Below are 12,001 nucleotides of genomic sequence, written 5' to 3'. Positions count from 1 at the left end.
CGGGGACCGAAGCTGAGGATCTCGCTGTCGGCCATGTCGATCACGCGGCGGTTCGCTCCGGCGGGGGTCTCGGCGATCGCGGGGATGCGCTCGATCAGTCCGTCGATGCCGTCGACGGACTCGAGCCCGTCGGTCATCATCACGAGCACGTCGGGTCGGGCCGCGACGAGCGCTTCGGCGGTCATCGGCTTCATGCCCTCCCAGCCGATCTCGGCGGCGACGTCGACCCCGCCGACGGCGTCGATGAGGGAGTCCGCCCCCGAGTCCTCGCCGAAGATGTAGTAGATGTTCGCGTTGCCGCGCACATAGAGGAACAGCATCCGTGCCCGGTCGTCGACCTCGGTCGGCACGACGTCGGCGATCTCGGCCAGCGCATCGTCGAGGTCGGCGTCGAGGCGCTCGATCAGGGCCGCTCCGCGAGAGGGCACGCCGAGAGCCGTGGCGATCTCGGTGACGAGCTCGTCGGTGGTGTCGAGTCTGCGGTCGCTCGAGATGACGACGATCGCGATGCCCGCATCGCGCAGCTGCTGGCGGATCTCCTTGGGGCCGATCGTGGCGTCGGTGAGGATGACGGTGGGGGCGAGCTCGAGGATCGCCTCGGCGTTGAGCGTGTGGCCGGTCTTCGTCACGACCGGCAGGTCTTCGGTGCCGGCGAACATGGTCGACGAGTCGCGCCCGACGACCTGGTCGCCGAGACCGAGAGCGAAGACGGTCGAGGCGATCGTGCCAGAGATGTCGATCGGCAGGATGCGGTCGACATCGGTGATCTCGACTTCGCGGCCCTCGCTGTCGGTGACCGACACAGGAAGTTCCGGTGCGGTGTCGTCGGCCACCGGCTCGATCGCCCGGCTCGAGAGGCAGGCGGTGGACCCTCCGGTGGTGCCGCGCACATCGTCGACGAGATCCAGTTGGGCGAGGGGGACGGATGCCTGGGGGCAGGCGTCTGCGACGTCGCTCTTCTGCGGCGCGGCAGAGGCTGCGGGGTCTGCGCACGCGGCGAGACCTATGGCCAGAGCGGCAGCGAGGAGAAGGGCGGAGACGCGACGCATTAGGCAAGGCTATCCTAAAACTTGACTCGACCTCGCGGCCGCCTCTACTCTCAGGAACGAGGCTTACTTAGCTAAGCCTAACCAACAATCACCCTCTCGCCCGACTGCACAGCGGCACCGCCGGCGCGCGTCTTCTCTGCGCGCCCGGAGGAGCCTGGAGAATCGTGAACGCCACAGCCACAGCATCCCCGGGGAGCAGCCGCATACGCGTGCTGGTCGCCGCCTTCGTCTCTTTCCTCCTGATCGCGGCGGGTGCGGTGATCGTCCCGCCCGCGCATGCGGCAGGCGGATCCGTCGCAGCCTCGGTGACCTCTGCCGGCACCACCGGCGTCACGGTGCAGGTCGATGCATCGGGTCTTCCCGAGGTCGCGAGCGTCTACGCGGCGCTGATCGTGAAGGGCACCGAGAGCGGACTCTCCGGCCCCGGTGGCGGGTACGCCGCGTTCGCACAGCCGTTCCCCACGGTCGCCGCGGGGGCGAGCTCGTTCACTCTGACCGCTCCGGCAGGCTCGCTCGACCGCACCCAGGTCTACGAGGTGCTCGTCTGGCAGCAGCACTCGGTGCCCAACGCCGAGACGATCTACGCCCGGGGCGATGTCGCCATCTCGGGCGCGCAGTGGGATGCCGTCTTCGGTGCCGAGACGCCCGGCCCCGGCACGGATCCTGGCACCGACCCGGGCACCGACCCGGGCACCGACCCGGGCACCGACCCGGGCACCGATCCCGGCACGGATCCGGGCACTGACCCCGGCACGGATCCGGGCACCGACCCGGGCACCGACCCCGGCACGGATCCCGGCACCGACCCGGGCACCGACCCCGGAAACGAGCCCGCTGCTCCGTCGATCGAGGTGTTCCTCGCTGACGGCGCGACGCCGGCCGGCACGACCGCGCTGAAGGCGGGCGACAAGGTCGTCGTGAAGGGGTCGGGCTACGACCCGACCGCGAATGTCGGCGGTCGTGGTGTGCCGATCCCTGCGAACCTCCCGCAGGGCACGTATGTCGTGTTCGGCAACTTCGCCTCGGCCTGGCAGCCCTCGACGGGCGCGGCGGGTTCCGCTCGTTCGGTCGGTGCGCAGGCGTGGGCGCTGTCGGAGACCGTTCTGAATCAGGTCCCGGCGCAGTTCCAGGGCGCGATCCGCGCCCAGTGGGTCGACATCGCCGCCGACGGCACGTTCGAGGCGACGCTGACGCTGAAAGATGCCGCGGCCACCCCGGGCTCCTACGGCGTCTACACCTACGGCGCCGGCGGCGTGACCAACGCCGCACAGGAGAAGAGCGTCGCCCTCAACTACGGCGCCGCATCGACGCTCTCGACGACCGTCACGGCGGCGACCGCTGCCGAGGGCCTCACCGTCACGGCCGCGGGCTCGAAGCTCGGCGACATCACCGGTGCTTACGTCGCGCTGATCGAGAAGGGCACCGAGGCCGACGTCACCGCCGGCGGTGGCTTCCTCGGCATGCAGTTCGTCCGCGGCATCACCGGTGGCGCGTTCAGCGTCGACCTGACGGCGGCGACCGACTCTCTCGATCGCACCAAGACGTACGAGGTGATCGCGTGGCAGCAGCACACGATGCCGAACGCGAGCACGATCTACGCCCGCTCCACCGTCGCGATCAGCGACGCCGACTGGAATGCACTGTTCCCGGCGCCCGCGGCATCCGTCTCGACGAGTGTGAAGACAGCGACGGCCGCCGACGGCCTGACGCTGTCCACCACGGGTGCGAACCTGGGCGACATCACCGGCGCCTACGTCGCGCTGATCGAGAAGGGCACCGAGGCCGACGTCACCGCCGGCGGCGGATTCCTCGCGATGCAGTTCGTCCGCGGCATCACGGGCGGCACGTTCAGCGTCGACCTGAACGCGGCGGCCGACACGCTCGACCGCACCAAGACCTATGAGGTCATCGCGTGGCAGCAGCACACGCTGCCCGCGGCCGACACGATCCACGCGCGCGCGACCGTCACGATCACCGAGGCGCAGTGGGACAAGCTGAAGGGGAAGAAGCCCGAGCAGCCGAAGCCCCCGGTCACCACCCCGACGAAGCCTGCGGCGACGGTTCCCGGAGGTTCGCTGCGCTGGGGCATCTCGACGTCGTTCACGAACTACGTGACCGGCCCGATCGCCAAGGGCGCGATCGATGTCTCGGGCGGGGCGACGCGTTCGGGCGGACTCTTCCAGTTCGGTCAGACCGTCGGCGGCGACTACAAGGCGTCGACCGGTCTCGGCAGCGTCGTCTATCGAGGCTCGGTGCGCTTCACCGGTCACGCCGGTGTGCTCGATGTCACCGTGTCGAACCCGCAGGTCAGCATCACGTCGGTGAACGCGGCCACGGTGTACGTGACTCACGCCGGCGCACGAGTGCCGTTCGCGACGCTCGACCTGTCTCGCGCGACCGTCACGAAGGCGAACGGCGCGGTGACGTATTCCGCGGCGCCCGCCTCGCTGACCGCAGACGGACGCGACCGGGTGCTGTCCGGGTTCTCGACGGACCTCGATCCGATCTCGTTCACGATCGGCTCCGTGGCAGCTGCGCCGTCGGGCACGACCGGCACTGTGGCGGCCGCGGTGATCGCCTCCAAACCCGCGATTCCGGCGACCCCGCCGGCATCGACCGGCATCGAGATCGGCGAGGCCGAACTCGACGCGCTGCAGTCCGGCAAATCGGCGACGTTCTCGGCATCCGGCTTCCAGCCGAACGAGTCCAGCATCCGGGTCGTCGTGTACTCGACGCCCGTGCTGCTCGACACCGTGACGGCGGATGCCGCGGGCGTCGCGACCTGGACCGGAACACTGCCGGCCGGCCTCGAAGACGGCGCGCACACGCTGACGCTGCAGGGATCGGTCGACCGCGGGCTGGAGTTCACTCTGACCCGTGAGACCGCCGCGATCGGGGCGTGCACGGTCGAGGGCGCCACGCTCGAATGGGGCTACAAGGAGTCGTTCCGCACCTACATCGAGGGCATCGCCGCCGGCGGCTGGACTCTCACCGACGTCGTCTACGAATACCCGAACTATGTCTGGGCGAACGGCACCGGCTCGTTCGATGACGAGAGCCTGACCGGCCTCGTCACGTTCGGCGGCAGCATCACCTTCACCGGCCACGGGGGTGCGTTGAACACGACGCTCGCCGACGCTCGCCTCGAGCTCGCCGGAGACACGGGATACCTCGTGTTCGACGTGCTCGGCACCACGCAAGACGGCCAGAGCATCGACCAGAAGGGCGTGCGCCTCGCCGAGTTCGCACTCGGAGACGCGGCCGTCGCCGACGGCATGCTCTCGCTCGACGCGATTCCCACCACCCTCACCGAGGCGGGGTCCGCCGCCTTCGGCACCTACGCCGCGGGCGAGGAGCTCGATCCGGTGACCGCGGTGATCCCCGTCGCCGCCGACTGCGGCGTCGCGGCGCCGGAGGACGAAGAGCCCGCTGAGTCCGAGGGCCAGGCTGCCGCGGCATCCGTCACAGCCGTCGCCGACACCGAGAGTGCTCCGGTGTGGCCGTGGATCGTCGGCGGACTGGTGATCGTCGTGCTCGCCGCCGGGGGTGGCGTGCTGATCGGCCGCCGCACCGACAAGGGCCAGCCGACCGAGGTCACCTCCGAGGTCACCTCCGAGCTCTGATCCGAGGTCGGACCGGCACGACAGCACCGCCCTTCTCGCAGCGCACGCGGGAAGGGCGGTGTGCTGCGCAGACCGGGGGAGCGACCCACAGCCAACGGTGGGAGAATGGACGCATGTCCTCTCACGATTCCTCCCAGACGGTCGAGGCGACCGTCCGTCGCGTGCCGCGCTTCGGCGTGTTCATGGCCATCGGCGTCGTGCTCGGAATCATCGCCGCCGGCCTCCTGACGATGGTGGGCAGCTACGAGCCCTCCGAGGCTGCCAACGTCGTCTACCCGCCCGGTCAGGTGTTCGGGTTCCTGCTGCTGTGGACGGTCCCTGTCGGCTTCGCCCTCGCGAGCGTCGTCGCCCTCATCCTCGAGCGCGTCGCGCGCCGCCACGACCACGTCGTCACGGTCGAGCACGAGACGATCATCGCGAACGACTGACTCCGCCGGGCGCTGTCACGCCAGTTCGGCGATGATGGGCCGGATCGCCGCGTCGAACGACACGACGTCGCGTCGCAGCCCGTCGGTCACTGCCACGGTGAGTGCGCCGATCCACCAGATCCCCCGCTGCGAGAACGGCAGCACCTGAACGTTGAGCTCGAACGAGTGCGCGCGACGTCCGATCTCGCGTTCGAATTCGGCGATCGCACTCGCGTACGCGCGATAGGCCTCGCCGCCGATCGTGCCGTTGCCCGACCGGCTCGCCATCGAACTGCGGATCGATGAGACATAGCGGTCGTGGGCGACGCGGGCGAAGTGCATTGCGGATGCCGCGTGCGGCACGATCGCGTCGGTCAGCTGCTCGGCTCCTGATGCCGGCAGCGCGACGAGAGTGTCGAAGCCCTCGATCAGCTCGAGCGGAACGCCCGACGGATGCGCCCGAGGCTCCACCGTCATGTCCCAGTAGTCCCGCCACTGGGTCTCGAGCTCGGGGGTGACCTCGACGGCATCCGGCGCTCGCACGGGCAGATCGCGCAGGCTCGGAAGGTCTTCCGGGGCCCGGATGCCGAGCGTCTGGCGCAGCGCGAGCGCGACGAGCACCGGAACGCTCGCGTCTTCGCGGATCAACCACTGCGGCTTGTCGGCCATGGCCCCATCGTAGGAGATCGGAGGCGGGGAGAGGGGGGGCTCGGCGCGCGGTAGGCTGGACGCGTGGCTGCCTCCCCCACCAATCCCTATTCCGAAGCCGGCGTCGATACCGCTGCAGGCGATCTCGCCGTCGAGCTGATGAAGTCTTCCGTGCGCGCGACGCACGGCGCCGAAGTGCTGGGCGGTGTCGGCGGATTCGCCGGCCTGTTCGACGCCAGCGCACTGCGTGACTTCCGTCGCCCGCTGCTCGCGACCAGCACCGACGGCGTCGGCACCAAGGTCGCCATCGCGCAGGCGATCGACAAGCACGACACGATCGGCCAAGACCTGGTCGGCATGGTCGTCGACGACATCGTCGTGGTGGGCGCGAAGCCCCTCTTCATGACCGACTACATCGCGTGCGGCAAGGTCTTCCCGCAGCGCATCGCCGACATCGTGCGCGGCATCGCCGAGGCGTGCACCGCCACCGGCACCGCGCTCATCGGTGGCGAGACCGCTGAGCACCCCGGTCTTCTCGGCCCGCGCGACTACGACGTGGCAGGGGCCGCGACCGGTGTCGTCGAGGCAGACGGCATCCTCGGAGCCGACCGCGTGCAAGACGGAGACGTCGTGCTCGGCATCGAATCCAGCGGACTGCACTCCAACGGCTACTCGCTCGTGCGTCACATCGTCACGAACGCCGGCATCGGCTACGGCGACAACGCCGCCGACTTCGGCCAGACCTGGGGCGAGGCTCTGCTCGAGCCGACCCGTCTCTACACGCTGCCGCTGCTGCGTCTCATCGAGAAGCTCGGCGCCGCCGCGGGGGCAGGCGGGGTCCACTCGCTCAGCCACGTCACCGGCGGCGGCATCGCAGCGAACCTCGCACGCGTTCTTCCGCAGGGCAGCTGGGCCGAGGTCGACCGCAGCACGTGGTCGCCGAGCCCGGTCTTCCGCGTGCTCAGCGACATCGCCGGCTCCACGCTCGAGTCCGCCGAGGGCACCTGGAACCTCGGTATCGGGTTCCTCGCGGTCATCTCCGCAGACAAGAAGGATGCCGCGATCGCGGCCCTCGCCGCCGAGGGCATGCCCGCGTGGCAGGTCGGGACCGTGGGCTTCGGCGCGCGCCCGGCAGGAGAGTTCGAACAGGGCGCCAAGGGCGTCGACGGTGGAGCGGTGCGCCTGGTCGGCGCCTACGCGGACGGAGCGAAGTAAGAGTCCATGTGCGGCATCGTCGGAATGGTGGGCTCTGCCCCGGTCAATCAGGACATCTACGACGCACTCCTGCTGCTGCAGCACCGCGGTCAGGATGCGACGGGCATCGCCACCGCTGAGGCGAACGGCGTCATGCACAACGCCAAGGCGCAGGGCATGGTGCGCGAGGCGTTCCGCACTCGCGACATGCGCGCTCTGCTCGGCAACGTCGGACTCGGTCACGTGCGCTACGCGACCAAGGGCACCGCGTCGAACGAAGAGGAGATGCAGCCGTTCTACGTGAACGCGCCCTACGGCATCATCCTCATCCACAACGGCAACCTCACCAACACGCGTGAGCTTACGGCCGACATGGCCAAGCGCGACCGCCGTCACCTCAACTCGTCGAGCGACACCGAGCTGCTGCTCAACGTGCTCGCGGGTGAGCTGCAGAACACGACCTCGACGGTCGACCTCGACGCCGAGCGCATCTTCGAGGCCGTCGAGCGCACGCACGAGCGCATCGAGGGCGCCTACGCCGTCATCGCGGTGATCGCCGGATACGGCCTGCTCGCCTTCCGCGATCCGTTCGGCATCCGTCCCCTCATCCTCGGACGCCGTCCGTCGACCGTCGCCGGGGCCGAAGGCCGCGACGAGTGGGTCGTGGCCAGCGAGTCGCTCGTGCTCGAGAACGCCGACTACGAGGTCGTCCGCGAGGTCGAGCCTGGCGAGGCGATCTTCATCACGACCGAGGGCGAGCTGCACAGCAAGCAGTGCGCGACGGATGCCACGCTCGCGCCGTGCGCGTTCGAGTACGTCTACCTCGCGCGCCCTGACTCGGTCATGAACGGCATCTCGGTCTACGAGTCGCGTCTGCGCATGGGCGACCGCCTCGCCGACACGATCGCCAAGCACGTGCCGATGGACAAGATCGACGTCGTCATGCCGATCCCCGACTCCGCGCGGCCCGCCGCGATGGAGGTCGCCCGCAAGCTGGGCATCGAGTACCGCGAGGGCTTCTACAAGAACCGCTACGTCGGCCGCACCTTCATCATGCCCGGACAGGCCGTGCGCAAGAAGAGCGTGCGACAGAAGCTCAACGCCATGTCGACCGAGTTCCAGGGCAAGAACGTGCTGCTGATCGACGACTCGATCGTGCGCGGCACGACCTCGAAGCAGATCATCCAGATGGCTCGGGATGCCGGTGCCACCTCGGTCACGTTCGCCTCGGCGGCGCCGCCGGTGCGGCACCCGCACGTCTACGGCATCAACATGCCGTCGCGTCATGAGCTCATCGCACACGGCAGGACGATCCCCGAGATCGCCGCCGAGCTGGGCTGCGATCACCTGGTCTACCAGGAGGTCGACGACCTCAAGGCCGCGATCACCGAGGGCTCCGTACTCAGTGATCTCGACATGAGCTGCTTCGACGGAAAGTACGTCACCGGCACCGTGTCCGACGAGTACCTCGCCTGGGTGGAGGGGTCGCAGACCTCGTGACCGCGGGTGCGCAGCCGCTCTGGCGGGGTCGTGCGCTCGCTCTGATCGGCATCGTGCTGGTCGCTTTCTCGCTGAGGTCGGCCGTGGCATCCCTGTCGCCGGTGATCGATCACATCGCCGAGGACTTCGCCGTGTCGTCTGTGGTCGTCGGCCTGATCGGCGCGGCGCCGCCGGTGTGCTTCGCGCTGTTCGGCCTGCTCACCCCCGTGCTCGAGCGTCGGTTCGGGCTCGAACGCGTGGCTGTGGCCGCCATCGCCCTGATCGCGGCGGGGCTGCTGCTGCGCAGTCTCGCCGTCGATTCGACCTCGCTGCTCGCGGCGACGGCCGTGGTCTTCGCCGGCGTCGGGTCGGGCACCGTGCTGCTGCCGCCGGTGGTCAAGAAGTACTTCCCCGATCGCCTCGGGCTGATGATGACCGTGTACTCGACCACCATGGCGGTGTCGACCTTCGTGCCGCCGCTGGTCGCGGTGCCGATCGCGGACTCCGCCGGATGGCGGGTGTCGCTGGGGCTGTGGGGCGTGTTCGCCGCGATCGCGCTGGTGCCGTGGGTGGCGATGCTGCTCGCGCATCGGACGGATGCCGTCGCCGCAGCGCCGAGTGCCTCTCGCACGCCCTCGACATCCGACGCGGCCGAGACGGGGCACGAGCCGTTCGATGCCGCATCGATGGCGACCGGTCCGATCGCCACGACCTCCGCGGGCCCCCGTGTCTTCGGTCGGTTCTGGCGTCTGCCGATGGCGTGGTCGATCGCGCTCGTGTTCGCGGCCTCGTCGACGATCGCCTACGTCTCGTTCGCCTGGCTGCCCACGATCATGATCGATGTCGGTGGGGTGTCACCCGCCAACGCCGGACTCCTGCTGTCGCTGTTCGGCATCATGGGGCTCCCGTGCTCGCTGCTCGTGCCCATCCTCATCGTGCGGTTCCAAGCCACGCGTCCGGTCTTCTTCATCGCTGTCTCGTGCGGTCTCGTCGGCCTCTCGGGCATGCTGTTCTTCCCGACCGTGGGCCTGGCGCTGTGGGTGGCGTTCTTCGGGCTCGCGGCCGCGCCGTTCCCCCTCGCGCTCGTGCTGCTCAGCATCCGGGCTCGGACGCCCGAGAGCGCCGTCGCGCTCAGCGGGTTCGTGCAGAGCATCGGCTATGCCGTGGCGGCCGTCTTCCCGCTGCTCATCGGGCTGCTGCACGACGCGACAGACAGCTGGGTGATCCCGCTGTGGCTGCTCGTGGGCGTGCTCATCGCGGTGATCCCCGCAGGGTGGGTCGCCGGCCGTCGCCGCACGATCGAAGAGGACTGGGAGCGCCGACACGGTCGGTGGTGACGTGCCCATCGGCCCGCGGCGCGGTGCCGCGGCGCCGTCAGTGCTGCCGCGTGATCAGTGCGCGACGACCTCGTCGCCGACGCTGATGGTGCCACCGGTCCATGGGGTCGACCCGTCGACAGGTGACTCGGCAGGCAGAAGAAGCCGACCGAGTGTCGGCTCGTCCTGACCGAATGCGCTGGTGAGCGTGGTGAGCACCTTCGCGTCGCGCACCCCGGTGTCGGGGTTCGCGTGCGTCGCGAGACACCGAACGATCGGACCCGCCGTGCGGAACGCGACGTCGCCGATGCGCAGCTCGCCCGCCCACTCGAGCTCAGACCAGGGGGCGGCGTCGTCGATCACGACGTTCGACCGGAAGCGCCGATCGTCGATGCCGAGTCCGAGTGCCCCGCCCAGCACTTCGACGCTGCTGCGGGTGTGCACCGAGACGTAGCCGCGCGCGCGGTCCTGGAAGCGCGACGTCACTCCGTCGCCGACCAGCACGAGGGGGAGCCGACCGGGACGCCGCAGCTTGCGGCCCTCGGGGGTGGCGAGCACGAAGTCGGTCACGGCATCCGTCAGCGCAGTGCGACCGGCGTCGTCGAGGCCCGCCTCGACGAGCACCGATCCGTCATGCTCGATCCGCACGGTCTGCGTGAGGTCGTCGTAGCTCGTGCGCAGGGCTGCGAGAGCGGGGAAGTCCTGCAGCGAGAGGCCCTTGGCCTTCGGCCAGTGATCGAGTCCGTCCCGGTGCTCAGGGGTCGTGGCATCGGCGAAGCGGAACGCCAGCACGCGGTCGCCCGCGATACGCCCGTCGTCCTGCACGGTGAGGGAGTCGACCGCCTCGGCGGTGAAGCCCTTGATCGGATGACGGAAGAGGCAGACGACGCGAGGCATGGGGAGATTCTCTCAGGCTTCGCGGCGCGCGACTGTGATCGGCAGGGCGTGATCGACGACGCGTGCCAGGAATCCGGGTACGACGAAACCCCCGTGCAGCACACGGGGGATTCGATGACGGCTGAAGAGGCGGTCAGGCCTTTTCGAGTTCGTCCTCGTCTTCGTCTGCATACTCGTCGGCCCACTTGTCGACGTATGCGTCTTCAGAGTCGCTCGGGTGCGCGAGCTCGCGCTCGAGCGCCGAGTAGTTCACCGACGGACTGAACGACTTCAGTTCGCGGGCGATCTTGGTGTGTTTCGCCTTTTGACGGCCACGGCCCATGCCTGAGACCCCCTCACGAGTTAAGCTGCGGGCAACGACTGGCCCGAGTCATTCACGACACCGGCTGAGGGCCGGTAAGAGTAGCATTCAGAATAGCACGCGGCCAGACCGCACTGGCCCGTTCGCCGCTGGTGAAGGGAGCGATCCTCATGACCGACAACACCTCGACGCCCTCCGACGAGGCCGCGCAGAACGCGACACTGCAGAAGGCGGTGATCGTCGGGATGCAGCCGGGCCAGCCCGCACGGGTGATCGAAGAGGCTGCGAGATTCGCTCGGCTCCTGCGCGTGCCGCTCGTGGTCGCCCACGTCGATGTCACGAGATTCGTCACGTACGAGGATCCGGACGGCTACGTGCACTCGGCGCCCATCGACATCAACTTCGACGCCGGCACCGCCGAATTCGAAGCCGTGCAGGCCGAGGCCGCCAGAGCACTCGACGGCACGGGTCTGACCTGGACAGCCCGCCAGCTGGTCGGCGACCCCGCGCTCGCGATCAAGCAGCTCGCGAAGAAGGTCGATGCGCAGCTCATCGTCGTCGGCACACGCAAGCGCGGCATCGGCGAGTCAATCCGCGAGTTCTTCACGGGGTCGGTCGCCGCGCGCCTCGCGCACCGTCAGCATCGTCCGCTGCTGGTGGTCCCGCTGCAGGAGCCCGTGCCCGACGAGCAGCCCGAGATCTGGACCGAGTAGGTCGCGGCATCCCCTCGCTGATGCCAGCCATCCGAACGGCCGAAGCCCCTCTCGTCGAGTGACGGGAGGGGCTTCGAGCGTCTTGCAGGTGTCAGCGGCTGAGTGACGCCAGGGCGGTGGTGATGCCTCGTGCTGCGGCATCCAGTCCGTCCTCCAACTGCGAGACGACGGATGTCGGCAGCTGCCCGCCCTTCGCGACGTGCGTGCGCAGGTCGGTGCGCACCCGTGCGCGGAAGGCGTTGATGAGGGCATCCGCTCGATGCAGCTCTTCGCGGCTGACGATTCGCTCGTCGTCGCTCGCGGTGCGCGGGCGGGACTTGGATGCGGCGCGGTCGTCTTTCTCAGCGGTGGCGAGATCGGCGCGCAGGCTCTTC

General features: G+C 69.3%; 10 protein-coding genes and 1 pseudogene. 6 read left to right on the top strand and 5 right to left on the bottom strand.

Annotated features, from left to right (window positions below; all coding sequences use genetic code 11):
- A partial coding sequence (locus J7E68_RS00070; RefSeq protein ID WP_215168706.1) for a hemin ABC transporter substrate-binding protein occupies positions 1 to 1,049 on the bottom strand: 1,049 nt, incomplete at its 3' end.
- A gap of 164 nt (positions 1,050 to 1,213) precedes the next feature.
- On the opposite strand from J7E68_RS00070, the gene J7E68_RS20215 reads away from it, so the two are divergent.
- Positions 1,214 to 4,672 (top strand): HtaA domain-containing protein, encoded by a 3,459-nt coding sequence (locus tag J7E68_RS20215; RefSeq protein WP_215168704.1) that lies wholly within the window; start codon positions 1,214 to 1,216, stop codon positions 4,670 to 4,672.
- Positions 4,673 to 4,785: 113 nt separating this feature from the next.
- Positions 4,786 to 5,100: a potassium transporter Trk gene (locus J7E68_RS00060; RefSeq protein ID WP_215168702.1), complete on the top strand. Its 315-nt coding sequence runs from the start codon at positions 4,786 to 4,788 to the stop codon at positions 5,098 to 5,100.
- A gap of 15 nt (positions 5,101 to 5,115) precedes the next feature.
- On the opposite strand, the gene J7E68_RS00055 is transcribed toward J7E68_RS00060, so the two are convergent.
- Complete coding sequence (locus tag J7E68_RS00055; RefSeq protein WP_215168701.1) at positions 5,116 to 5,748, bottom strand: zinc-binding alcohol dehydrogenase; 633 nt, start codon at positions 5,746 to 5,748, stop codon at positions 5,116 to 5,118.
- A 63-nt stretch (positions 5,749 to 5,811) separates the two neighbouring features.
- Here J7E68_RS00055 and purM point away from each other — a divergent pair, with 63 nt between their 5' ends.
- The 3 genes from purM to J7E68_RS00040 are packed head-to-tail and all read left to right on the top strand — an operon-like array spanning position 5,812 to position 9,737.
- Entirely contained in the window at positions 5,812 to 6,942 is a 1,131-nt protein-coding gene (gene purM / locus J7E68_RS00050) for a phosphoribosylformylglycinamidine cyclo-ligase (RefSeq protein ID WP_215168700.1), read from the top strand.
- A gap of 6 nt (positions 6,943 to 6,948) precedes the next feature.
- Positions 6,949 to 8,421: an amidophosphoribosyltransferase gene (gene purF, locus J7E68_RS00045; protein WP_215168699.1), complete on the top strand. Its 1,473-nt coding sequence runs from the start codon at positions 6,949 to 6,951 to the stop codon at positions 8,419 to 8,421.
- Positions 8,418 to 9,737, top strand: coding sequence for an MFS transporter (locus tag J7E68_RS00040; RefSeq protein ID WP_215168698.1), 1,320 nt, complete (start codon positions 8,418 to 8,420; stop codon positions 9,735 to 9,737). Before purF ends, J7E68_RS00040 begins: the two co-directional genes overlap by 4 nt.
- Positions 9,738 to 9,791: 54 nt before the next feature.
- Here the strand turns inward: J7E68_RS00040 and J7E68_RS00035 are convergent, their stop codons facing one another.
- Positions 9,792 to 10,613, bottom strand: a complete 822-nt coding sequence (locus tag J7E68_RS00035) for an MOSC domain-containing protein (protein WP_215168696.1) — start codon at positions 10,611 to 10,613, stop codon at positions 9,792 to 9,794.
- 133 nt (positions 10,614 to 10,746) lie between these two features.
- Positions 10,747 to 10,935, bottom strand: coding sequence for a DUF3073 domain-containing protein (locus J7E68_RS00030; RefSeq protein ID WP_045254362.1), 189 nt, complete (start codon positions 10,933 to 10,935; stop codon positions 10,747 to 10,749).
- 149 nt (positions 10,936 to 11,084) lie between these two features.
- Here J7E68_RS00030 and J7E68_RS00025 point away from each other — a divergent pair, with 149 nt between their 5' ends.
- Positions 11,085 to 11,627 (top strand): universal stress protein, encoded by a 543-nt coding sequence (locus tag J7E68_RS00025; protein WP_215168694.1) that lies wholly within the window; start codon positions 11,085 to 11,087, stop codon positions 11,625 to 11,627.
- A gap of 91 nt (positions 11,628 to 11,718) precedes the next feature.
- Here the strand turns inward: J7E68_RS00025 and J7E68_RS00020 are convergent.
- A pseudogene (locus J7E68_RS00020) lies at positions 11,719 to 12,001 on the bottom strand (PadR family transcriptional regulator); the annotation flags it as partial.

Origin of the sequence: Microbacterium sp. ISL-103, from assembly GCF_018613995.1 — a bacterium.
GTDB lineage: Bacteria > Actinomycetota > Actinomycetes > Actinomycetales > Microbacteriaceae > Microbacterium.
Note: the sequence above shows the minus strand (reverse complement) of the source record. Positions and strands in the feature narration are given on the sequence as shown.

Bases quoted from the DNA above. Each gene is read 5' to 3' on its own strand.
- J7E68_RS00060 (WP_215168702.1), top strand. From the start codon at position 4,786: ATGTCCTCTCACGATTCCTCCCAGACGGTCGAGGCGACCGTCCGTCGC.
- J7E68_RS00055 (WP_215168701.1), bottom strand. From the start codon at position 5,748: ATGGCCGACAAGCCGCAGTGGTTGATCCGCGAAGACGCGAGCGTTCCG.
- purF (WP_215168699.1), top strand. From the start codon at position 6,949: ATGTGCGGCATCGTCGGAATGGTGGGCTCTGCCCCGGTCAATCAGGAC.
- J7E68_RS00035 (WP_215168696.1), bottom strand. From the start codon at position 10,613: ATGCCTCGCGTCGTCTGCCTCTTCCGTCATCCGATCAAGGGCTTCACC.
- J7E68_RS00030 (WP_045254362.1), bottom strand. From the start codon at position 10,935: ATGGGCCGTGGCCGTCAAAAGGCGAAACACACCAAGATCGCCCGCGAA.
- J7E68_RS00025 (WP_215168694.1), top strand. From the start codon at position 11,085: ATGACCGACAACACCTCGACGCCCTCCGACGAGGCCGCGCAGAACGCG.